A 19,928-nucleotide genomic window follows, 5' to 3' on the forward strand; every position below is an offset into this window, starting at 1 on the left:
CCGGCGCAGGAAACACACCTTTTTCCCGTAGGCACATGGCCGCCCGCAAGCCGAAAGTCATCGTCACCCGCAAACTGCCGGACTCGGTCGAGACCCGGATGCGCGAGCTGTTCGACACCGAACTCAACGTCTCGGACGAGCCGATGGCGCGCAAGGCGCTCCTCGAGGCGGCCGGTCGCTGCGAGGTGCTCGCCTGCACGATCACCGACAAGATCGACGCGGCCCTGATCGAGAAGGCCGGCGAGCGCCTGAAGCTGATCGCCAACTTCGGCGCGGGCGTCGACCACATCGACGTAGCCGCGGCCAATGCGCGCGGGATCATCGTCACCAATACGCCGGGCGTGCTGACCGAGGACACGGCCGACCTGACCCTGGCCCTGATGATGGCCACGCTGCGCCGGATGATCGAGGGGGCCAATGCGGTGCAGGCCGGCGAATTCACCGGCTGGGCGCCCACCTGGATGCTGGGCCGGCGCATCACCGGCAAGCGGCTGGGGATCATCGGCATGGGTCGAATCGGCTCAGCCGTCGCCCGACGCGCCAAGGCCTTTGGCCTGCAGATCCACTACCACAACCGCAAGCCGGTCAGTCACCTGGTGTCGGACGAGCTGGAAGCGACCTACTGGGACAGCCTGGACCAGATGCTGGCGCGGGTGGACATCGTCTCGGTGCACACCCCGGCCACCCCCGCCAGCTTCCACCTGCTGTCGGCGCGACGCCTGAAGCTGCTGCAGCCGCACGCCATCGTGATCAACACGGCCCGCGGCAGCATCATCGACGAGCAGGCGCTCACCGAGCTGCTGTCGGAAGGCAAGATCGCCGGCGCGGGCCTCGACGTCTTCGAGCATGAGCCGCGGATCAATCCGAAACTGCTCAAGATGCCGAACGTTGTGCTGCTGCCCCACATGGCGTCGGCCACCGTCGAGGCCCGCGTCGACATGGGCGAGAAGGTGATCATCAACATCAAGACCTGGATGGACGGCCACCGGCCGCCCGACCGCGTCCTGCCGCAGATGCTCTAGCGGCGTCGCCGCCTCAGCCCCGCCGCGACGCGATCAGCGCTCGCAGTCGGTCCATCTCGCCCCGGTCGATCCGGCCGTCGTGGTTCGCGTCGCCGAGGTCGAACAACCGGGCCGGACCGTTCACGAACTCGTCGCGGCTGAGGCGGCCGTCCCGGTTGGCGTCGAAGCCCTGCGTCGCACGGTCGATCTTCTCGCCGGCCCGCTTGCGAACCAGGCGCGGCAGGTCGCCGTCGGAGAAATAGCCGTCGCCGTCACGGTCCATCTTCGCAAATCGCGCCCGGCGGGCGTCGATGAACTCGGCGCGAGTGACCGTCCCGTCCCGGTTGGAGTCGGCCTGGGCCAGCATGTCCATAGGGTCGGGGCGGTCCCGCGCCGCCGCGGGCGCCGCGACGGCCGCGCCGGCGATCAGTGCGGCCAGGTGATAGGGGATGCGCATCTCAGTCGGGCCTCGGCCAGGTGCGCGAGCGGGAATAGGTCTCGCCTGCGCCCGTCGTCAGCGAGCGGTCGACGGTGATGCTGTCCTCGCCGAACGAAACATCCCGGCCCCCGGTGACCGAGCGGCCGCCCGAGCCCGAGGCCCCGAACGACCGGGCGTAGCCGTCGTCGGTGCGGTACAGCGTGCGCCAGCCGGACTGGCTCTTGCCGTTGTTGAAGGTCCGCTGGCCCTGGCGCGTGACGGCGCCGTCGCCCCAGTTCACCGAGCCGCTGGCCACATAGCCGTGGCCGAACCGGCCTTGGACCGACCGGGAACCGCTACGGCTGCCCGCGGCCTCGGCGGTCGAGGCGACCAGGGTCAGCGCCGCGCAGGCGAGAAGGATGGGTGTGCGCATGGGGAGGAACTCCGTGGTTGACGGCGACCGTTCTCACCCAGGGGTCTGGCCGGCCCATGACTCGGCGGCGCCCGTTCGTGACGAAGTGTAACAGCCGCCGATTGCCGCTTCCGCGACGGCGCCCCGTCTGCGAACTAGTCGGCGAGCGCGCCATGTCCGAGAGCACCCTCATCGCCGTCGTCGAGGACGACCCCGAGATCCGCCTGCTGGTGGATGGTCTGCTGACCCGCGAGGGGTTCGAGGTGGCCGGCTGCGCGCGCGCCGAGGAACTCGACCGCGTCATGGAGCGGCGGCGTGTCGACCTGGTCCTCCTCGACCTCATGTTGCCAGGCGAGGACGGTCTGTCGGTCTGCCGGCGCCTGCGCAATGCGCCGGTGGCGACGCCGGTGATCATGGTCACCGCCAAGGGCGACGACATCGACCGGATCCTGGGCCTCGAGCTCGGCGCCGACGACTATGTCGCCAAGCCGTTCAACCCCCGGGAGCTGATCGCCCGGGTCCGCGCCGTGCTTCGGCGGACCCGCGATGCGCACAGCACCGCCCGCCCGATGCCCCGCGAGACCTACCGCTTCGGCGGCTGGAGCCTGGACGCGCCGGCCCGCCGGCTGATCGATCCGCGGGGCCAGGACGTCGAACTGACAGGCGGCGAGTTCGACCTGCTGATGGCCTTCATCACCCATCCGCAACGGGTGCTGAGCCGCGAGCAGCTGCTGGACTGGACGCGTGGCCGCGACGCGATGCCTTTCGACCGCACGATCGACGTCCAGCTCAGCCGGCTGCGCCGCAAGCTGGGCGACGACTTCCGCCAGCCCAGCATGGTGCGCACGATCCGAGGCGGCGGTTACCTGTTCGCCTTGCCCGTCACCCGGGCGTGATGCCCAGGCTGCGCGACAGCCTGGCGCTGCGGCTGGCCCTGGTGATGGCGGCCGGACTGATCCTGCTGCAGATCGCCGTGGCGGCCGTGGTCGTCTGGCCGGACGGACGGCCGCTGGTCTTCCGTCTGCCCCCGCCCCGTGACGCCGCCGCCATGGCGCGCGCCCTGGAGGCGTCGCCCCCCGACGTGCGCCCACTGGTCGTCGACGCTCTCAACCGCGGGCCGATGTCGGTGGAGGTGGTCCCTGCCTTCCCTCTGGAGCCGCGCGGCGCGGGAAACCAGCGGGCCCCTCGGCTGGCCCGCCTGTTCGACCGCTATGGCGACGCTCTGCAAGAGCGGCCGTTTCGCGTCCAAGTGCGCCGGGCGGAAGGGGCGGAGGGCGGCCGGATTCGCCTCTTGGTGCGCCTGCGAACCGGCGAGGTGATGATCGTGCAGCGGTCTCAGACGCTCGTGCAGCGGGTCACCGATCGGGCCTATGTCTTCGCCTTCGCGGCGCTGACGGTCATGCTGGGCGTGCTCCTCGTCAGCCTGCGGACCATCCGGCCCGTGGGCGCGCTGGCGAGCGCCGCCCGCGGCATCGCCGACGACGTCCGCGCACCGGACCTTCCGGAGAAGGGAGTGCGCGAGGTTCGCGCGCTCGCGTCCGCGCTCAACGACCTCAGGTCTCGGGTGCGCGACTTGCTGGACGACCGCACCCGGATGCTGGCCGCCATCGCCCACGACCTGCGCACCTATCTCACCCGCCTGCGCCTGCGCGCCGAGTTCATCTCGGACCCGGATCAGCAGGCTCGCGCCATCGCCGACCTGGACGAGATGGGCCAGCTGGTCGACGACGCCATGCTTTTCGCCCGAGACGCTACCCAGGCCGCCGGCGACGCTCGGTCGGTGGACGTGCGCGAGGAACTGGCCGCCCTGGCCGCCCGGCGTCACGAGCAGGACCAGCCCGTGCGCGACGCCACCGAGCCAGGGGCGCGCCTGGCTGCCCGGGCCTCGCCGCTCGCCCTGCGCCGCATGCTGGACAACCTGGTCGACAACGCGGTGCGATATGGCGGCTCGGCCACGCTGCGCGTCCGGCGGGAAGACCAGGGGATCGCGATCTCGGTCGAGGACAACGGCCCCGGGGCGCCCGCCGACGCCCTCGAGCGACTGACCCGGCCGTTCGAGCGGCTGGAGCCGTCCAGGGGTCGCGGCGGCGGCGGCGCCGGCCTGGGCTTGGCCATTGTCGCGGCGCTGGCCGAAAGCCAGGGCGGGAGCCTCATGCTGGAGAACCGGTCCGAGGGCGGGCTCCGCGCCACGATCCGGCTCCCAGCGGGCTGAGGTTCAGAACCGGCCACGGAGCCCGAAGCGGACGCCCAGGCTGTCCATGCCGCCCCGCCCGACCGCGCCCGACGCCTGCGCCGTCGCCTCCAGGCCCGGCCGCAGCTCGGCCGTCACGCCGGCGGCGTAGGCCACGTAGCTGTCGTCAGGGCGGTAGGCCTCGGTGGTGAAGGTCACCGGCGCGCCGCTCGGCGTCAGGCTGAGGGTCCGCCCGTCGTCCAGGAGGTCCGCCTCGTAGGTCACCCGCACGAACGGCCGAGCGACGCCGGCGCCCGCCCAGCCAAACTCCACGCCGGCCGAGGCCAGGAGCGCTTCGACCTGCTGGTCGCCGAAGGTGATCTGGGTCGAGCGCGCGCCGGCCTCGGCATAGGCCTCCACGTCGACGCGCTGGTAGCGCAGCCCGGCCAGAGGGCGCGCCGTGAGCGGGCCGAGCGCGGCGCTGAACCCGGCCTCTGCGCGCGCCGACCACATCCGGCCGTGCGTGTCCCCGCTCTCGATGCGCTCCGCGGGGCCCAGGGCCACGCGACGCTCGACATCGTCGAAGGCGAGGTCGCCGTAGGCGGCCTGCGCGGTCAGGTCGAAGCGGCCGGCGTCCAGCCGCGCGAAGGCGGTGACGGTCGCCGCGCGCATCTTGAAGCCTCCGGTGTCCGCACCGAAGTCGCCATCGGTCTCGCTCCACGCCAGGGCGCCGCCGACGCTGAGCCCGGGTCTCACCACACGAAGCGCGCCCATCGTCGCGCCTGCCAGGTCGGCGTCCAGGCCCGCGGCGCGCGGCGCGGCGTCGAGGTCGAATCCGACGCCCTCGACCCATCCGAACGCGGTCCAGCCGCCGGATCGCCCGCCGTCCGATCCGGCGACGCGGACGAGCCCGCCCTGGCTGGCCTCCAGCGCGGCCTGCGCCGCAAGGGGAAGCTGACCCACCTGGCGCGGAGCCCTCAGCGCGGCAAGCACGGCGTCGCCTTCGATCTCGTGGACGATCCCGGTGAAGTGCACGCCGTCGGCGAACAGGTAGGTGCGATTGGCGTCCGGGGTCACATAGTCGGCCGGCAGGCAGGTGAACGATTCCACGCCGCGCCCCCGGCAGGCCCGGTCGGTGGTGTTGGTGATGCCGAACTCGCCCGGGTTGGTCTCGATCTCGCCGATCAGTCGGGCGATGTCGACGTACAGCACGTTGGTCCCGGCCGCCGCGAGGGCCGGCCGGTAGTACTGGTTGAACGGCTCGAAGCGCGGGACGCTGACCGTGACGATCGTCGCCTCGCCCGCGGCCGCGATCCGCTGGACCTGGCCCGCGAGGTCGCGCGCCGCGCGGTCCAGCACCGCGAGGTCGGCGGCCGTGAAGTCCAGCCCATTGGTCTGCGTGGCGAACACGTCGTTGCCGCCCCCCTGGATGATCACCAGGTCGCCGGATCCGAAGGCGCCCCCGCCGCCCAGCCAGGCGTCCACCTGCCGGACCACCGGCGTGCGGCTGAGGTCGCCGGGCGCATTCGGCCGGGCCTCGGTCACCCGGGCGCCGCCCTCGGCGTAGTTGGTCCCGCCGGCCGCGCGCGGCGCAAGGCCGAGGCCGAGGCCCGCGGCGATGTTCTCCACCCAGACGGGGTCCGGATTGGTGGTGAACGAGCCAGCTCCGGCCGGAGCCCGATCGGCGTAGGCGCCGCCATCGGAGATGCTGTCGCCGAAGACGATCACGCGGCCGAAGGGCGAGGCCTCCTGGGCCGCGGCCGGCGAGGCGATAACAAGCACAGCGGCGGCGCAAAGGAGGCGGCTTCGGAACGGGCGGAACGGGGACATGGAAAGGCTCCTCACTCAAGGGAGCCGGACCCTGCGTCAGGCGCCGCGCCGGCCTGTGTGCGGGCGGTGACGGGGCGTGACGAAGTGTTGCGCCGCCGCGCGGACTAAGCCAGATCCCGCGCCATTGACGGAGGCGGGCCGCGCGCCCAACCATCCAACCGAATGCGCCCAGGGAAGCTGTGGGTACCATGCTGACGCGTCGCGCGATGATGGCGGCGGGGGTCTTAGGGCCCCTAGCGGCGCCCGCGCTGGCGCGGGAGGCCGCCACGCCCGTTCCCCCGAGCATCGACGAACTGCTGCGCGAACCCGACGTCCACGATGCAGCCATCTCGCCCGACGGCGAACAGCTCGCCATCCTGCGCACTCAGGTGCGAGACGGCCGCAAGAGCGCCTTCGTCACGCTGTCCCGCATGGCGGACCTATCGGCCACGCCGGACGCGGCGGTGATCGGCGAACAGTCTGTCAGCCATGTCGAGTGGGCCAACAACGAGCGCCTGCTGATCTGGATCACCTTTTCCAAGGACGAGAAGGGCCAGCCCTACGGCCTCTGGTTCTACGACACCTTCGTACCCATCCCGGTGAAGCGCGTGGTGTCGGTGAGCCTCAAGGGCCAGGACCCGGTGGTGATGTTCGCCGGCTCGCGCTCGGTGCTGCGGCGCGGCTTCGACGCCTCGCGCGTCGTCGACTACCTCAAGGACGATCCCCGCCGCGTGCTGATGCAGGCGTGGAACGACAGCCGCGGCGCTTACGGCCTCTATCAGGTGGACGTCTACACCGGCCAGGCCGAGCTGGTGGAGCAGGGTGTCGCCGCCACCGACTTCTGGCTCACCCAGGGCGGCGTGCCGATGCTGCGGATGGATTCCAACTCGCGCGGCACCGTCGGCTGGGTCTACGGCCGCGCGCCGGGCCAGCGCGACTGGAAGCTGATCCGGAAGTCGCGCTTCAACGAGATGAAGAAGCTGCCGGACTTCGACGTGGTCGGGCCGACCCCAGACGCCGGCGTGTTCCTGGTCTGCCAGCGCGCCGAGGGCCGCGACACCAGTGTGATTCGCACCTTCGACCTGGCCAGCCTCGAGTTCGGGGACATCGTCGCCGAGCGGCCGGACCGCGATTTCGAGACCGCGTTCGTCGACGAGAACCTGAAGCTGGTGGGCAGCGCCTACTGGGACGACCGCCTGAACTACCAGTTCGCCGACCCGGCGATGGCCCCGCACTTCCGGGCGGTGAACGCGGCGCTCAAGAACACCTGCAACGTCCAGCTCTACGACATCGACGTGGCGCACAAGCGGATGCTGTTCAAGGCGACCGGACCGCGCGAGCCGGGCTCGTTCCAGGTCTACGACCGCGACAAGCGCAGCCTGGAATACGTCGGCCACTGCAAGCCGTGGCTGAGTCCCAACCGCCTGGCCCGGACGGAGGCGATCCAGGTAAAGACCCGCGACGACGCCGAGATCACCGCCTACCTCACCATCCCCATCAATGCCGACGGCAAGCCGCTGCCCATGGTGGTGATGCCGCACGGGGGGCCCGAGGTGCGCGACTACCTGGACTACGACACCACGGTGCAGGCCCTGGCCGCCCGTGGCTGGTTGGTGCTGCAGCCGAACTTCCGCGGCTCTGGCGGCTATGGCCGCGCCTTCGCCGAGCAGGGCAAGCGCCAGTGGGCCGACCGCATGCAGGAGGACGTCGAGGACGCGGTCGCCCAGATCGTGGCCCTGGGCCGCGCCGATCCGACGCGCCTGGCGGTCATGGGCGCCAGCTACGGCGGCTACGCAGCCCTGATGGGCGCGGTGCGCAGGCCCGAGCTCTACAAGGCGGTCGTCTCCATCGCCGGCGACGCCGACCTGATCGAAAGCCTAGCCTTCTCCCGCAAGGAGGATGGGCCCGACTCGCCCGCCTACGCCTACTGGCGCGCCTCCATGGGCGACCCCAAGGCCGATGAGGCGCTGCTCGCCCGCGCCTCCCCCGCCCGCCGCGCCGGCGAGATCCAGGCGCCCGTGCTGCTGATCCACGGCCTGGAGGACACCATCGTCGATCCCCGGCAATCCAAGATGATGGCGCGTGCGCTGAAGGCGGCCGGCAAGACGTGCGAGCTGGTCGAGCTCAAGGGCGAAGGCCACCGCAACTGGTCGGACGCGACGTGGAAGACGGTGCTGACGACCAGCACGGACTTCATTGCGAAATACGTGTGATCAGCCGCACACCGGACATTCCGGATCGCCAGCCACGCGAACCGTCCGCGTCTCGGCCGCCAGGGCGTCGTAGATCAGCAGGCGACCCGTCAGCGCCTCGCCGGCCCCGGTGATCATCTTCACAGCCTCCAGCGCCATCATCGAGCCGATCACGCCGGCCAGCGCCCCCACCACGCCCACGGCCACGCAAGTCTCGGCCTCGGGCGGGATCTCGGGCACGAGGCAGCGGTAGCAGGGCTGGCGGCCGAACACGCCGACCTGCCCCGTCCAGCGGCCGATCGCGCCGGAAATCAAGGGCTTGCCGTGGCGCACGCAGGCCTCATTGACGCAGAAGCGGGTGGCGAAGTCGTCCGTGCCGTCCAGCACCAGGTCGACCCCCTCCACCAGCTGGTCGGCGGTCGTGGCGTCAAAGGCCCCGTTGAAGCCGGCCACGAAGACATGCGGGTTCAGCGCCGCCAGCCGGTCGGCGGCGGCGTCCACCTTGGCGCGGCCCAGGTCGTCGTCGGCGTAGATCACCTGACGCTGCAGGTTCGAGCGGTCCACCTCGTCCGGATCGGCCAGGATGATCGTGCCCACGCCCGCCGCCGCCAGGTACAGCGAAGCCGGCGCGCCGAGGCCGCCCGCGCCGACGATCAGCGCGCTCGAGGCCTTGAGTTTCTGCTGGCCCGGGCCGCCCACCTCGCGCAGCACCAGATGGCGGGCATAGCGCTCGATCTCCTCGTCGGTGAACGTCATTCCCCGAATCTCACTGGCTTGACCTCGACGGAGCGGCTGCTCACATCGCCCGCATGTCGAATAGCTCAGCATTCCCCGATTGGCACGGCACCACGATCCTGGCGGTGCGCAAGGACGGCCGGACCGTCGTGGCCGGCGATGGGCAGGTGTCCATGGGCCAGACCGTGGTCAAGGGCACCGCCAAGAAGGTCCGCAAGCTGGCCGGCGGCCGGGTGATCGCCGGGTTCGCGGGATCCACCGCCGACGCCTTCACCCTGATCGAGCGGCTGGAGGCGAAGCTGGAGCAGTATCCCGACCAGCTCGCCCGCGCGTGCGTCGACCTGGCCAAGGACTGGCGGACGGATCGCTATCTGCGCCGGCTGGAAGCCATGCTGATCGTGGCCGACAAGGATGCCATCTTCACCGTCACCGGCGTGGGCGACGTGTTGGAGCCCGAGCACGGGGTCGCGGCTATCGGATCGGGCGGAAACTATGCGCTCGCCGCAGCAAGGGCGCTGTTGGACGTAAACGGATTGGATGCGGAGGCCGTCGCGCGCAAAGCGATGGGCATCGCCGCGGACATCTGCGTCTACACCAATGGAAGCCTCACGGTTGAAACACTTTAGCCTCGCACTTCTCGCGAGCCTCATCGCCGCCCCTGCCCTGGCGGCGCAGGCCATCGATCCGGCGCCCGTCGTAGCCGCTGAGCGGGCCTTCGCCGCCGATGGCCTCGCGCTTGGCGTCCAGGCCAGTTTCCTGAAGCATTCAGCGCCGGACGGCATCGTTTTCGCGCCCGAGCCTGTGCTGGCGAAGGCCGCGTTCGGCCAGCCGCGACCCAAAGGCGTGGAGTTGGTCTGGTGGCCGCTCTGGGCCGCGATCTCGCGGTCGGGCGACCTCGGCTTCACCACCGGACCCTACACCCGCGACGGCCAGCCCGGCGGGTATTACTTCACCGTCTGGGCCAAGCAGCCGGACGGGTCGTGGAAGTGGCTCTACGACGGCGGCCCGCCCAGCGACCAGACCGGGGCCGCGCCCAAGGACTCCCCCGTCGCCTATGCGAAGCTGGCCGCGAAACAGGCTGGATCACCCGCCAAGGCCATGGACCAGGTGATGAAGGCCGAGATCGTCCTGCACGCCGCGGCCAGGACCGACGCCAGGGCCGCCGTGCTGGCGGTGGTGGCCGACGACGGACGCGTCGTGGGCTCTGCCACCAAACCGCCCACCGACCGCGCCGGGATCGAGGCCGAGCTCGCCACGCGGCCCCGGTCGATCGCCTTCGCGCCGCTGGGCGGCCAGGCTTCGAACGCCGGCGACCTGGCTTGGACCTACGGCGTCGCCAAGTGGGCGGCGGACGGGGCCGAGCAGCGCGGCCACTACGTCCGGATCTGGCGCAACGACGCGGCCGGCTGGCGTGTGCTGTTCGACGAACTGCTGCCCGCGCCGCCCCTGAAGGCGCCGCCCGTCAAGCCGCAGGCTGTCGCACCGCCCGGTTAGCCACTATCTAGCGGCCGACATGACCGAATTTTCTCCCCGCGAAATCGTCTCCGAGCTCGACCGCTACATCGTCGGACACCACGAAGCGAAGAAGGCCGTCGCCGTCGCCCTGCGCAACCGCTGGCGCCGCCGCCGCGTGCCCGACGACCTGCGCGACGAGGTCACGCCGAAGAACATCCTGATGATCGGCCCGACCGGCGTCGGGAAGACCGAGATCGCGCGGCGGCTGGCGAAGCTGGCCCAGGCGCCGTTCCTCAAGGTCGAGGCCACCAAGTTCACCGAGGTGGGCTACGTCGGCCGCGACGTGGACCAGATCGTCCGCGACCTCGTCGAGAGCGCCATCGCCATGGTGCGCGAGAAGCGCCGGGCCGGCGTGCGCGCCCGCGCCGAGGCCGCCGCCGAGGAGAAGATCCTGGACGCCCTCACCGGCCCAGGCTCCACGGCCGCCCGCGAGAGCTTCCGCAGGAAGTTGCGGGCCGGCGAGCTGGACGACAAGGAGGTCGAGCTGCAGCTCGCCGACAACGGTCCGGCCATGCCGATGGATATCCCCGGCCAGCCGAACCTGGGCATGCTCAATCTGGGCGAGATGTTCGGGAAGGCCTTCGGGGGCCGCACCAAGACCCACAAGACCACCGTCTCGGGCGCCTGGGCTCCGTTGATCGCCGAGGAGAGCGACAAGCTGGTCGATCAGGAGGCGCTGACCACCGAGGCGCTGTCGCTGGCCGAGAACCAGGGCATCGTCTTCCTGGACGAGATCGACAAGGTGGCCAGCCGCCAGGACCGCGCCGGCGCCGACGTCAGCCGCGAGGGCGTGCAGCGCGACCTGCTGCCGCTGATCGAGGGCACGACGGTCTCCACGAAGCATGGGCCGGTGAAGACCGACCACATCCTGTTCATCGCGTCGGGCGCCTTCCACGTGGCCAAGCCGTCCGACCTGCTGCCCGAGCTGCAGGGCCGCCTGCCGATCCGGGTGGAGCTGAAGGCCCTGACCCGCGAGGACATGCGCCGCATCCTGGTCGAGCCCGAGGCCAACCTGGTCCGCCAGCACCAGGCCTTGCTGGCCACCGAGGGCGTGACGCTGACCTTCACCGAGGACGCCTTCGACGCCCTGGCCGACGCCGCCGTGGCGGTGAACGGCTCGGTGGAGAACATCGGCGCCCGCCGGCTCCAGACAGTCCTGGAAAAGGTGATGGAGGAGATCAGCTACACGGCCGCCGACCGCACCGGCGAGACCATCGTCATCGACGCCGCCTACGTGCAGAGCCGCATCGGCGAACTGGCCGCCAACGCGGACCTGTCAAAGTTCATCCTCTAATCGCGATGCCGCTTGGCCTTCCAGATGGCCTCTTCCAGGGCGCGGGCGAACTCGCGGCGCTCGCCGGGGCTAAGTGAGGCCGCCACCGCGGTCTCCCGGCCCGACAGGGCCAGGCGCAGCGCCATCACTCGGTCTTCCTCGTCCCGCTCGGTGGTGACGCGGGTGAAGGCCGTGGGGCTCTCCCAGACGATGCGGATCTGCTTCGTAGTCTCATGCGTGATCCGCACTTCGGACGGGCTGACCTGCACCCGCTCGACGATACGGCCGGACCTGTAGCTGGCCATGAACGCCACCACGACGGCCAGCACGTCGAGGCCCAGGAACGGCGTCACGTAGTGCGCGCCCATCTTCACGAAGACCGCCGCGGAGGCGACGTTGGCGACGGTGATGATCGAGACCAGGATCACGAAGCCGCGCTCGGACAGCGACCGGTTCGGCCGGATCTCGGCGTCCATGTAGAGCTGCGGGCTCATCGCGTCGGACGATAGCGGGAAGTCCACGCCGCCGGAACTGGCTCTAACGGTCGGACGGCGCCCCGCCCCACTTCGCCTCCATCATCGACGGAGGCCTGCCATGAAGATCGCCATGATCGCGTACGAAGGGTTCACCGACGTGGACCTCTTCATGCCCTGGGACCTGTTCTACCGCGTGAAGGATCCGACCTATGCCGCCTATGCGGAGGAGTGGGACGTGCGGATCTGCGCCGACGAGCCGCGCTTCCGCTCCTATTCCGGCCTCGCCATCGATCGGCATGAGCCGCTGGCCTGGGCGGAGCAGGCCGACGCGGTGTTCGTCGTCAGCGGTCCCGGCAGCCGGCTTAAGATCAGGGACCCGGCGTGGCTGGCCCAGCTGAAGCTGGACCCGGCGCGGCAGCTGGTGGCCGCGATCGATTCCGGCGTTCTGGTCCTGGCCGCGCTGGGCCTGCTTGAAGGCCTTAGCGCAACCACCTATCCCAGCGTCTTCGCCGAGCTCGAGGCGATGGGCGTGAGAACGGAACGCCGGCCCCTGGTCATCCACGGCAATGTCGCCACCGGCGGCGGCTGCCTGGCCACCCAGGACCTGGCCGCCTGGATCGTGGATCGCCTCATCGGCCCCGAGGCCGCGGCGCAGATCGTGGATTCAGTCGCGAAGGTGGGATGATGGGCGAGACGTGGGCAGAGGGGCGGATCGCCCTGGTGACGGGCGCCACTTCGGGCTTCGGCGAGGCGATGGCGCGCCGTCTGATCGCAGCCGGGGGGCGGGTGATTGCCACGGGCCGACGTGCGGACCGTCTGGCCGCCCTCGCCAGGGAGCTCGCGACCGATCGCCTGCTCACCCGCGAGCTGGACGTCACCGACGAGGCCTCCATCGCCGCCCTGCTTCCCAGCCTGCCCGGCGAGTTCGAGGCCGTCGACATCCTCTACAACAACGCCGGCCTGGCCCTTGGCCTAGGCAAGGCTCACGAGGCCAATCTCGCCGACTGGGAGACCATGATCGCCACCAATGTCACCGGCCTGGTGCGCATGACCCGCGCAGTCCTGCCCGGCATGGTGGCGCGCGACCGCGGCGACGTGCTGAACCTTTCGTCGGTGGCGGCCAGCTACCCGTACCCTGGCGGCAATGTGTACGGCGCCACCAAGAGCTTCGTACGCCAGTTCTCGCTGAACCTGCGGTCCGACCTCCTGGGGACGAAGGTGCGCGTGACCTCTATCGAGCCCGGCATGGCCGACACCGAGTTCTCCGTCGTCCGCTTCAAGGGCGACCGGGCCGCCGCCGACAACGTCTACAAGGGCGTCCACGCAATGAGCGCCGACGACGTGGCCCTGGTCTGCGAGGGCGTTCTGAAGCTGCCGGCCCACATCAACGTCAACACCATCGAGATCATGCCGGTCCAACAGGCGTTCGGGCCGTTCGCGGTGGATCGGGGCTGACAGCGGCAGGCGGCGCATCGCATCCTCGGCCGATGGCCAAGCCCCCCGCCCGCAAGAAGAAGCTGAAGCCCGCCGAGGAAGCGCGGATCGCGGAACTGTTCGCGCGGTTCGAGGCCGAGGAGTCCGACCCTCGGACCGAGCTCGACTACGCCAGCCCTTACCAACTGGTGGTCGCCGTGGCGCTCTCGGCCCAGGCCACCGACGTCTCGGTCAACAAGGCCACCGCCAAGCTCTTCAAGGTGGCCGACACGCCACAGAAGATGCTGTCGCTCGGCGAGGCGGGCCTGAAGCCCTACATCTCGTCCATCGGCCTCTACAACATGAAGGCCAAGAACGTGATCCGGATGGCCGAAATCCTGATCGAGCAGCACGGCGGCGAGGTTCCGCTCGACCGCGAGGCCCTGCAGGCCCTGCCCGGCGTCGGCCGCAAGACCGCCTCGGTGGTGCTGAACGAGCTGCGCATCGCGCCGGCGATCGCCGTCGACACTCACGTCTTTCGCGTCTCGCACCGCCTGGGCCTCTCTACGGGCAAGACCCCCGACAAAGTCGAGGCAGAACTGATGGCGGTGGTCCCCGAGCCCTACCTCACCCGCGCGCATCACTGGTTGATCCTGCATGGCCGGTACATCTGCGTCGCGCGCCGGCCCAAGTGCGCCGAATGCCACGTGGCCGACCTCTGCCCGTCCAAGCACCTGTTCCTCGCCGCATGAGCGCGGGCCGCCTCCCTCTCACCGCCCTGCGCGTGTTCGAGGCTGCGGCGCGACACGAGAGCTTCCTGCAGGCGGCCGAGGACCTGGCGATCACGCCGGGGGCGGTCAGCCGCCAGATCAAGGCGCTGGAGGCCGAGTTGGCGGTCCGCCTCTTCGAGCGGTTCAACCGCGCGGTGCGCCTGACCGAGACCGGCAAGCGGCTGGCCACCGGCGTGCGCCAGGGCCTGAGCCTCATGGAAGAGGCGGTGGCGGAGGTGCGCAGCGAGCGGCCCGGGGTGCTCGCCGTCACCGCCATGCACTCGTTCGCCGCCCGGTGGCTGGTCCCGCGCCTGCACCTGTTCAACGAGCGCCACCCCGACATCCAGGTCCTGGTGGCGGCTTCCGACCAAGCAGTGGATCTGGTGCGTGAGCGCTATGACGTCGCGATCCGCTTCGGAAAGGGCCCCTACCCCGGCTTCCACGCGCGCAAGCTGGTGTCGCTGTTCATGTTTCCGGTCTGCAGTCCGCGCCTGCTCGAACACGCCCGCCTCGACACCCCGGCCGACCTCGCGAACGTCCACCTGCTGGCCGACGTCTACCTGGCCCAGGGCGAGCCGCACTGGGGCGACTGGCTGGCCCAAGCCGGCGCCCCCGAAGTGGATTGGCGCCGTGGCCAACAGTTCTCGAACGTGTATCTCGCCATCGAGGCGGCCATCGCGGGGCGCGGCGTGGCGCTGGGCGAACGCGCGCTGGTCCTGGACGAGCTGGCGACCGGCCGCCTCGTGAAACCCTTCGACATCGAGCTCGTCAGCCCGTTCAGTCAGTGGATCCTCACCCTGCCCGAGAAGGCGGATCGACCCGATATTCGGAAGTTTCGCAACTGGCTGATCGCCCAGGCCGACGCCGACGGACTGCAGCGCTTCGAGTGATCTGGAGTCACCTGAACAGCCGACTTCTCCTTTGTCGACGAACGCTGATCGGCGTTTAACGAGGTCATCCGAAACCTCTCGCCCCGGGAGATCATCATGACCACCGACTGCATCGACACCGTCCAGTTCGCCGCCACGGAACGCCGCCTCCACGACGCGGTGATCGGCTTGGTCGTGGCCGTGATCTTCATCGTCCCGGCGACCCTCGCGGCGTTCACCCTCCTCTAGGCATCGCTTCCCAGGCCCGCGCACCGCAACGCACGGGACCCTGGACCTTGCGAAGGCGCAGGCGTGCCGACCGTCGGGCGTCCTGCGCCTTCGGCCTTTTCAGAGGATCACATGCGGTGTGAAGCGGCTCAGGTTCTTGGTCACGCGGCTCCGGTCCTCCCGGATGCCGATGCCGGCCGGCTCATCTCCCACGATCCACGCGCCCACGACGGGGTAGTTCCCGTCGAACGCCGTCAGCGGGTGCAGCGCCTGACGGATGTGGCCCTCTTCGCCATAGCCCTGGTCCAGCACCTTCGCGCGCCGCCCGTCGTCGACCAGCTCGATGTTGGCGCCCTCGCGGCTGAACAGCGGTTTCCGCACATACGACTTGGCCAGCTCCGCTGAGGCCGGGTCGCTCTCGAAGAAGGCCGGCAACAGGTTCGGGTGGCCGGCGTGCCTCTGCCACAACAACGGCAGCATTCCCTTGTTGGACAGCACGGCCTTCCAGGCCGGTTCCAGGAACAGGGTCTTCGAGCTCTTGATGTTCGCCGCGTAGTCCTCGCGGAACATCTCTTCCCACGGGTACAGCTTGAACAGCGCCTGGACGATGTAGTTGTCCTGGTCGACGAACCGGCCGTCGCCGTCCAGGCCGATGCTCTCGATCGGCACGAACTTCGGCTCGATCCCCGCCTGGGCCGCGATGTCCTCCAGGTACTTCACCGTCTGGCGGTCCTCGACCGTGTCGGGATCGCTGGCGAAGTGGACGAAGCCGCCCGCGGGGAAGATCGCCCGGAACCGCTGCTCCAGCTTCTCGTGCAGGCTGTTGAACTGGTCGGCGTTGGCCGGCAAGCGGCCCGCCGCGATCATGTCCTCAAGCCAGACCCACTGAAATGTGCCGGTCTCGTAGATGCTGGTGGGCGTGTCGGCGTTGTACTCGAACAGCTTCGCCGGCCCCGTCCCGTCGTAGGCGAGATCGAAGCGGCCATAGAGCGAGGGGTCCTTGGCGGCCCAACTCGCGGCCACGTCGTCGCGGGAAGCTTCCGGGATGGCGAGCTTCGCCATCAGCTCCTCGCTCTTCACCACGTCCGCGACCAGGTCGAGGCACATGGCGTGCAGCTCGCGCGCCGGCGCCTCGATCCCGTCCTCGACCTCGGCGAGGCTGAACTCGTAGTAGGCCCGCTCGTCCCAGTACCGGGCGCCGTCGAGATGGCGCCAGGTGAAGCCGAGCGCCTCGGCCTTCTCATCCCAGCCGGGGCGCTCTTCGGTCTTGATGCGTTTCATTTCACCTCTCGCCCCATGCCCTTCCGCTCATCCCGGCGAGCGCCGGGACCCAGATGGAAGGACTCAGAGGCAGGCTCCAGAAGCGCGGCGCCGATCCGGCGAAACCGCGGCGTTGGATCTGGGTCCCGGCGCTCGCCGGGATGAGCGGATCTGAAAGCTCAGCTCTCCTCGCCGCGCTTCGCCGGGACGGGCTGGGCCTCGATCTGCAGGCGAGGAGCCTCCAGCTGGGCCATCGGATCTTCCTTGGGCGCCTTCAGGCGGGCCAGCACGTCGCTCGCCGACGAATGGCCCGGCAGGATCCCCGCCGCCTTCAGCTTCGCGTCGAGGTCGGCGCCGGTGCGCCGGTCCTCGAGCTCGCCGGCCGCCTTGAACTTCTCGTCCTGGATCGCCTGGCGCTCCTTGATGCGCTTCAGGCTGTCGGCCGCCGAACCCAGACGCGAGGCGGCGCCTGCCCCCTGGCTGGCCACGGCCGCCTGGGCGCGCTGGACGCTGTCGTTGACCTTCACCACGTCGATCTCGCGACGCAGGTTCTCCACCCGCTGCTGGGTCGTGGCGATGGTCTGGTGCATGCGCTCCTCGGCGGCGCGCATGTCGGCGAGCTGCGGCGTCTTCACGCCGATATCCGTCTCGAGTTCGGAAATCCGCTGCGCAACTTCCAGCGCCAGGGCCTCGTCGCCCTTGTCCAACGCGGCGCGGGCCGAGCTCTCGTAGCGGCCGGCCTGATCCGCCAGGCCCTGCAGCTCCTTCTCGAGCATGCGGCGCTTGGCCACCAGGGTCGCCAGGTCGTCGCGGGCCCGTCCCAGGGCGTTGTCGGCGTCGCGGATCTCCTGGTCCAGGATACGCAGCGCGTTGGCGTCCACCACCGCCGCCCCGGCCTCGTGAGCCGTGCCGCGGAACAGGGTGATCAGCTTCGAAAAGATCGACATGCGGGTGTCCTTAGGCGGCGGTCGCGAAGTTGTCGCGGAGTTCTTCCGCCGAACGGATCGCGTTCTCCGCCAGCATGCGCAACTCGATGATCACCGTCTGGAGCGTGGTCTTGCAGGTCAGCTCGCCGAAAATCTCGTAATAGTCGCGCCCGGCCACGGTGGTGATGCCGAAGTTCGACAGCGGCACCAGCTTCTGGGCCTTCAGGAGGAAGATGTTGAACGCCGCCTGGTCCTTCTGCTCGTCGACCGGCCACATCAGCGCCGAGACGACGATCTGCTCGGCGCCCACCGACAGGAAGATCGGCAGGTCGCCGAACTCGTGCATGGTGATCTGGAGCACCGGCTCGGAGCCCTCGAGCACCCGCGCGGTCAGCTCGCCGTCGCGCAGCAGGCGGGTCTCGCTCAGCGCCTGGGCAAGGCTCTTCACCGACCAATCGGTGTCGATGACATGATCCATCTGGAAAGATCCCTGCGGAGGGTCGGGGTTTCTCGACAGCGCCGGTCCGCGGCTCGACGCTGTGATAATGGAACGGGCTGCGGCCTGGATGTCGGCCTTGGCGCCGGGCGGAACCCAGAGCTCGAGCTTCACGAGCCCGAGCCTCTGGCGCTCCTCGCGCCACAGGCGGGTCCGTTCCGCAGGGCTCAGGCCCGCCGCCTTGTCCTTGGCTCTAGCCATACCAGGTATGTATACGCGTATGTTTGACAACCAGCAACATGGGTCTATGATCTTCCCTCGACAAGGGCTGATGGCGTGATCTTTCGCGGACTGTTCGGCGGACGCAAGGACGAGGCGAGGGCCCCGGCCGTGCCAGTCGTTCGCAACATCACCATCGGTCGTTCCGTTCGTCTCGATCCTCTGGCCTGGCGTCGCTATGGCGCCGAAACCCGGGTGCAGCTTCGGGGCGACGCACTGAACATCGTCGCCCAGGGCCTCATAGACCTCGGCGCCGACGGGTTCGTCCACCGCTTCTACACCGAGGACGACCTGATGCTGCAGATGGTCAGTCCCGATCCGGAGGGGAAGGAGGCCGACGACTTCACCGTCTTCGTGCCCTGGTCCAGCGCCTACCCGCCCGACGGCCGCGCCCGCCGGGTCTGGGGCGACCGCCTGCGCGCCCGCACTTTCACCGACGACGACCTGCCGGAATACCGCCGCTTCTGGTTCGGCGACGCTGACGAGCGCCAGGATCCGGTCACTTTCTGGGAAGAGGTCTTCGACGACCGCGACGGGCGTCACGTGCGTCGCATCTTCCAGACCTGCATGCTCTTCTCGCGCGAGCTTTCGGGCGAGGGACGCGAACTGCTGCTGGCGATCGAGATGGAGCCTGAGGGCGGCGACCTGACTCATGAGATCATGGTCGGCATTCCGCTGAACGTTGGAGAATTCGAAGCATGATCGTGTTCGACCCCGCCACCTTCGGCGCCGGCGCGCTGAGCTTCGGCCTGGCCTTCCTGGCGGCCGGCGGCTTCACCCTGATCTTCAAGGCGATCTACCGCTGGATCACGCCGCACGACGAGGGCGCGCTCATCCGCTCGGGCAACATGGCCGCCGCGGTGGCCCTGGGCGGCGCGCTGCTGGGCTACGTCATCCCCCTGGCCTCGGCGCTGGCCCACACCGCGACCCTCCCGGAGTTCGTGGCTTGGGCGATCCTGGCCGGCGTCATCCAGATCGCCACCTTCTGGATCGTGCGCCGCGTGGCGCTGCCCGACGTCTCGGCCCGCATCGAGCGCGGCGAGATGTCGACGGCGCTCTATCTGCTCTCGATCTCCCTGGCGGTGGGCATCCTGAACGCCGCCTGCATGACGGCGTAATTTCGATGAAGCGCACACGGAAACTGGTCCTCACCACCCTGATGGCGGCGGGCGGCGTCTCGCTCACCGCCTGCGGCGACAACGCCGCCGACAACGTGCGGATCGACCACGCGGACAAGTCGGTGGACGCCTACGCCTACCAGTCGCTCCAGGAGTGCCTCGACAAGAACGAGGTGCCCGACAGCGCCTGCCAGACCGCCGAGAAGAACGCCAAGGACGACGAGAACGCCGAGGCCCGCTACGCCGATTCCAAGACCTGCGAGGACGTCTACGGCCCAGGCCAGTGCGTGCCCCGCTCCAGCGTGGGCGGCACGGGCTCGTTCTGGGGGCCCCTGGTCGCCGGCTTCGTGGTCGGCCGCATGCTGGACGGCGGCTGGGGCGGGCGCGGCCTCTACCGTGACTGGCGCGACGGCGGGTTCTACACCCCCAACGGCGGGCGCGTCTGGACCGACTACTCCACCGGCCGCACCCGCATCGGCCAGCGCGGCTTCGACGCCCCCGATATCGCCCGCGGCCCCGAGAAGGTCATGAGCCGCTCGTCGGTCATTTCCCGCGGCGGCTTCGGCGGCCGCATGAGCAGCCGCAGCTACTCGGGCCGGAGCTGGGGCGGGTAGGCTAGCCTCCGCGC

At 69.9% G+C, this 19,928-nt stretch carries 23 protein-coding genes; 15 read left to right on the forward strand and 8 right to left on the reverse strand.

Going from position 1 to position 19,928, the window contains the following annotated elements; all coding sequences use genetic code 11:
* The first annotated feature begins 35 nt into the window (after positions 1–35).
* Positions 36–1,022, forward strand: coding sequence for a 2-hydroxyacid dehydrogenase (locus tag ACODSY_RS00575; protein WP_488949679.1), 987 nt, complete (start codon positions 36–38; stop codon positions 1,020–1,022).
* A gap of 13 nt (positions 1,023–1,035) precedes the next feature.
* Here the strand turns inward: ACODSY_RS00575 and ACODSY_RS00580 are convergent, their stop codons facing one another.
* Together ACODSY_RS00580 and ACODSY_RS00585 are read right to left on the reverse strand one after the other, a co-directional pair.
* Entirely contained in the window at positions 1,036–1,458 is a 423-nt protein-coding gene (locus tag ACODSY_RS00580; protein WP_488949680.1) for an EF-hand domain-containing protein, read from the reverse strand.
* Position 1,459: 1 nt separating this feature from the next.
* The gene (locus ACODSY_RS00585; protein WP_488949681.1) at positions 1,460–1,852 is read right to left on the reverse strand and encodes a hypothetical protein; all 393 of its coding nucleotides are present in this window, start codon (positions 1,850–1,852) and stop codon (positions 1,460–1,462) included.
* A 152-nt stretch (positions 1,853–2,004) separates the two neighbouring features.
* Between ACODSY_RS00585 and ACODSY_RS00590 the strand changes: the two genes are divergently transcribed.
* A complete protein-coding gene (locus ACODSY_RS00590; protein ID WP_488949683.1) occupies positions 2,005–2,727 on the forward strand; it encodes a response regulator in 723 nt (240 codons plus the stop codon).
* Entirely contained in the window at positions 2,727–4,043 is a 1,317-nt protein-coding gene (locus ACODSY_RS00595) for an ATP-binding protein (protein WP_488949684.1), read from the forward strand. The genes ACODSY_RS00590 and ACODSY_RS00595 overlap by 1 nt, the downstream gene beginning before the upstream one ends.
* Before the next feature lie 3 nt (positions 4,044–4,046).
* Here ACODSY_RS00595 and ACODSY_RS00600 read toward each other — a convergent pair whose 3' ends face one another.
* Positions 4,047–5,831: an autotransporter domain-containing protein gene (locus ACODSY_RS00600; protein WP_488949685.1), complete on the reverse strand. Its 1,785-nt coding sequence runs from the start codon at positions 5,829–5,831 to the stop codon at positions 4,047–4,049.
* A 188-nt stretch (positions 5,832–6,019) separates the two neighbouring features.
* Here ACODSY_RS00600 and ACODSY_RS00605 point away from each other — a divergent pair, with 188 nt between their 5' ends.
* On the forward strand, positions 6,020–8,023 hold the full coding sequence (locus ACODSY_RS00605; protein ID WP_488949686.1) for an alpha/beta hydrolase family protein: 2,004 nt from the start codon (positions 6,020–6,022) through the stop codon (positions 8,021–8,023).
* Here the strand turns inward: ACODSY_RS00605 and ACODSY_RS00610 are convergent, their stop codons facing one another.
* Complete coding sequence (locus tag ACODSY_RS00610; RefSeq protein WP_488949687.1) at positions 8,024–8,758, reverse strand: HesA/MoeB/ThiF family protein; 735 nt, start codon at positions 8,756–8,758, stop codon at positions 8,024–8,026. It abuts the gene before it with no gap.
* A gap of 53 nt (positions 8,759–8,811) precedes the next feature.
* Here ACODSY_RS00610 and hslV point away from each other — a divergent pair, with 53 nt between their 5' ends.
* Genes hslV through hslU form a run of 3 tightly spaced genes read left to right on the forward strand, consistent with a single transcriptional unit; the run spans position 8,812 to position 11,546 of the window.
* Positions 8,812–9,363: an ATP-dependent protease subunit HslV gene (gene hslV, locus ACODSY_RS00615; protein WP_488949688.1), complete on the forward strand. Its 552-nt coding sequence runs from the start codon at positions 8,812–8,814 to the stop codon at positions 9,361–9,363.
* Positions 9,350–10,231, forward strand: coding sequence for a DUF4440 domain-containing protein (locus tag ACODSY_RS00620; protein ID WP_488949689.1), 882 nt, complete (start codon positions 9,350–9,352; stop codon positions 10,229–10,231). Before hslV ends, ACODSY_RS00620 begins: the two co-directional genes overlap by 14 nt.
* A gap of 19 nt (positions 10,232–10,250) precedes the next feature.
* Positions 10,251–11,546 (forward strand): ATP-dependent protease ATPase subunit HslU, encoded by a 1,296-nt coding sequence (gene hslU, locus ACODSY_RS00625; protein WP_488949690.1) that lies wholly within the window; start codon positions 10,251–10,253, stop codon positions 11,544–11,546.
* On the opposite strand, the gene ACODSY_RS00630 is transcribed toward hslU, so the two are convergent.
* Positions 11,543–12,046: a DUF2244 domain-containing protein gene (locus tag ACODSY_RS00630; RefSeq protein ID WP_488949691.1), complete on the reverse strand. Its 504-nt coding sequence runs from the start codon at positions 12,044–12,046 to the stop codon at positions 11,543–11,545. The genes hslU and ACODSY_RS00630 overlap by 4 nt on opposite strands.
* A gap of 73 nt (positions 12,047–12,119) precedes the next feature.
* Between ACODSY_RS00630 and ACODSY_RS00635 the strand changes: the two genes are divergently transcribed.
* From ACODSY_RS00635 to ACODSY_RS00655, 5 genes are all read left to right on the forward strand, one after another.
* The gene (locus ACODSY_RS00635) at positions 12,120–12,686 is read left to right on the forward strand and encodes a DJ-1/PfpI family protein (protein ID WP_488949692.1); all 567 of its coding nucleotides are present in this window, start codon (positions 12,120–12,122) and stop codon (positions 12,684–12,686) included.
* Positions 12,686–13,456 carry an SDR family NAD(P)-dependent oxidoreductase gene (locus tag ACODSY_RS00640; RefSeq protein ID WP_488949693.1) on the forward strand — a complete coding sequence of 257 codons (771 nt, stop codon included), beginning with the start codon at positions 12,686–12,688 and terminating at the stop codon, positions 13,454–13,456. The genes ACODSY_RS00635 and ACODSY_RS00640 overlap by 1 nt, the downstream gene beginning before the upstream one ends.
* 32 nt (positions 13,457–13,488) lie before the next feature.
* Positions 13,489–14,166: an endonuclease III gene (nth, locus tag ACODSY_RS00645; RefSeq protein WP_488949694.1), complete on the forward strand. Its 678-nt coding sequence runs from the start codon at positions 13,489–13,491 to the stop codon at positions 14,164–14,166.
* On the forward strand, positions 14,163–15,074 hold the full coding sequence (gene gcvA / locus ACODSY_RS00650; protein ID WP_488949695.1) for a transcriptional regulator GcvA: 912 nt from the start codon (positions 14,163–14,165) through the stop codon (positions 15,072–15,074). Before nth ends, gcvA begins: the two co-directional genes overlap by 4 nt.
* Positions 15,075–15,170: 96 nt before the next feature.
* Entirely contained in the window at positions 15,171–15,302 is a 132-nt protein-coding gene (locus tag ACODSY_RS00655; RefSeq protein ID WP_488949696.1) for a hypothetical protein, read from the forward strand.
* 99 nt (positions 15,303–15,401) lie between these two features.
* Here the strand turns inward: ACODSY_RS00655 and ACODSY_RS00660 are convergent, their stop codons facing one another.
* The 3 genes from ACODSY_RS00660 to ACODSY_RS00670 all read right to left on the reverse strand — a co-directional run bounded on the left by ACODSY_RS00660 (position 15,402) and on the right by ACODSY_RS00670 (position 18,164).
* Positions 15,402–16,562, reverse strand: a complete 1,161-nt coding sequence (locus tag ACODSY_RS00660) for a glutathionylspermidine synthase family protein (RefSeq protein ID WP_488949697.1) — start codon at positions 16,560–16,562, stop codon at positions 15,402–15,404.
* Positions 16,563–16,720: 158 nt separating this feature from the next.
* Positions 16,721–17,488, reverse strand: a complete 768-nt coding sequence (locus ACODSY_RS00665; protein WP_488949698.1) for a PspA/IM30 family protein — start codon at positions 17,486–17,488, stop codon at positions 16,721–16,723.
* Between the two features lie 10 nt (positions 17,489–17,498).
* Positions 17,499–18,164 carry a YjfI family protein gene (locus ACODSY_RS00670; protein WP_488949699.1) on the reverse strand — a complete coding sequence of 222 codons (666 nt, stop codon included), beginning with the start codon at positions 18,162–18,164 and terminating at the stop codon, positions 17,499–17,501.
* 75 nt (positions 18,165–18,239) lie between these two features.
* On the opposite strand from ACODSY_RS00670, the gene ACODSY_RS00675 reads away from it, so the two are divergent.
* From ACODSY_RS00675 to ACODSY_RS00685, 3 genes are read left to right on the forward strand one after another with little or no spacing between them, the layout of a single operon-like run.
* On the forward strand, positions 18,240–18,884 hold the full coding sequence (locus tag ACODSY_RS00675) for a DUF2491 family protein (protein WP_488949700.1): 645 nt from the start codon (positions 18,240–18,242) through the stop codon (positions 18,882–18,884).
* Between the two features lie 2 nt (positions 18,885–18,886).
* Entirely contained in the window at positions 18,887–19,300 is a 414-nt protein-coding gene (locus ACODSY_RS00680) for a DUF350 domain-containing protein (RefSeq protein ID WP_488950145.1), read from the forward strand.
* A gap of 5 nt (positions 19,301–19,305) precedes the next feature.
* Positions 19,306–19,914, forward strand: coding sequence for a DUF1190 domain-containing protein (locus ACODSY_RS00685; RefSeq protein WP_488949701.1), 609 nt, complete (start codon positions 19,306–19,308; stop codon positions 19,912–19,914).
* Positions 19,915–19,928: the final 14 nt, after the last annotated feature.

The organism is Phenylobacterium sp. FG114 (genome assembly GCF_057809855.1).

What these genes read in the sequence shown, in the direction of transcription:
- ACODSY_RS00575 (WP_488949679.1), top strand. Translation starts at nt 36, where the DNA reads ATGGCCGCCCGCAAGCCGAAAGTCATCGTCACCCGCAAACTGCCGGAC.
- ACODSY_RS00580 (WP_488949680.1), bottom strand. Translation starts at nt 1,458, where the DNA reads ATGCGCATCCCCTATCACCTGGCCGCACTGATCGCCGGCGCGGCCGTC.
- ACODSY_RS00585 (WP_488949681.1), bottom strand. Translation starts at nt 1,852, where the DNA reads ATGCGCACACCCATCCTTCTCGCCTGCGCGGCGCTGACCCTGGTCGCC.
- ACODSY_RS00590 (WP_488949683.1), top strand. Translation starts at nt 2,005, where the DNA reads ATGTCCGAGAGCACCCTCATCGCCGTCGTCGAGGACGACCCCGAGATC.
- ACODSY_RS00595 (WP_488949684.1), top strand. Translation starts at nt 2,727, where the DNA reads ATGCCCAGGCTGCGCGACAGCCTGGCGCTGCGGCTGGCCCTGGTGATG.
- ACODSY_RS00600 (WP_488949685.1), bottom strand. Translation starts at nt 5,831, where the DNA reads ATGTCCCCGTTCCGCCCGTTCCGAAGCCGCCTCCTTTGCGCCGCCGCT.
- ACODSY_RS00605 (WP_488949686.1), top strand. Translation starts at nt 6,020, where the DNA reads ATGCTGACGCGTCGCGCGATGATGGCGGCGGGGGTCTTAGGGCCCCTA.
- ACODSY_RS00610 (WP_488949687.1), bottom strand. Translation starts at nt 8,758, where the DNA reads ATGACGTTCACCGACGAGGAGATCGAGCGCTATGCCCGCCATCTGGTG.
- hslV (WP_488949688.1), top strand. Translation starts at nt 8,812, where the DNA reads ATGTCGAATAGCTCAGCATTCCCCGATTGGCACGGCACCACGATCCTG.
- hslU (WP_488949690.1), top strand. Translation starts at nt 10,251, where the DNA reads ATGACCGAATTTTCTCCCCGCGAAATCGTCTCCGAGCTCGACCGCTAC.
- ACODSY_RS00635 (WP_488949692.1), top strand. Translation starts at nt 12,120, where the DNA reads ATGAAGATCGCCATGATCGCGTACGAAGGGTTCACCGACGTGGACCTC.
- ACODSY_RS00640 (WP_488949693.1), top strand. Translation starts at nt 12,686, where the DNA reads ATGGGCGAGACGTGGGCAGAGGGGCGGATCGCCCTGGTGACGGGCGCC.
- nth (WP_488949694.1), top strand. Translation starts at nt 13,489, where the DNA reads ATGGCCAAGCCCCCCGCCCGCAAGAAGAAGCTGAAGCCCGCCGAGGAA.
- gcvA (WP_488949695.1), top strand. Translation starts at nt 14,163, where the DNA reads ATGAGCGCGGGCCGCCTCCCTCTCACCGCCCTGCGCGTGTTCGAGGCT.
- ACODSY_RS00655 (WP_488949696.1), top strand. Translation starts at nt 15,171, where the DNA reads ATGACCACCGACTGCATCGACACCGTCCAGTTCGCCGCCACGGAACGC.
- ACODSY_RS00660 (WP_488949697.1), bottom strand. Translation starts at nt 16,562, where the DNA reads ATGAAACGCATCAAGACCGAAGAGCGCCCCGGCTGGGATGAGAAGGCC.
- ACODSY_RS00665 (WP_488949698.1), bottom strand. Translation starts at nt 17,488, where the DNA reads ATGTCGATCTTTTCGAAGCTGATCACCCTGTTCCGCGGCACGGCTCAC.
- ACODSY_RS00670 (WP_488949699.1), bottom strand. Translation starts at nt 18,164, where the DNA reads ATGGCTAGAGCCAAGGACAAGGCGGCGGGCCTGAGCCCTGCGGAACGG.
- ACODSY_RS00685 (WP_488949701.1), top strand. Translation starts at nt 19,306, where the DNA reads ATGAAGCGCACACGGAAACTGGTCCTCACCACCCTGATGGCGGCGGGC.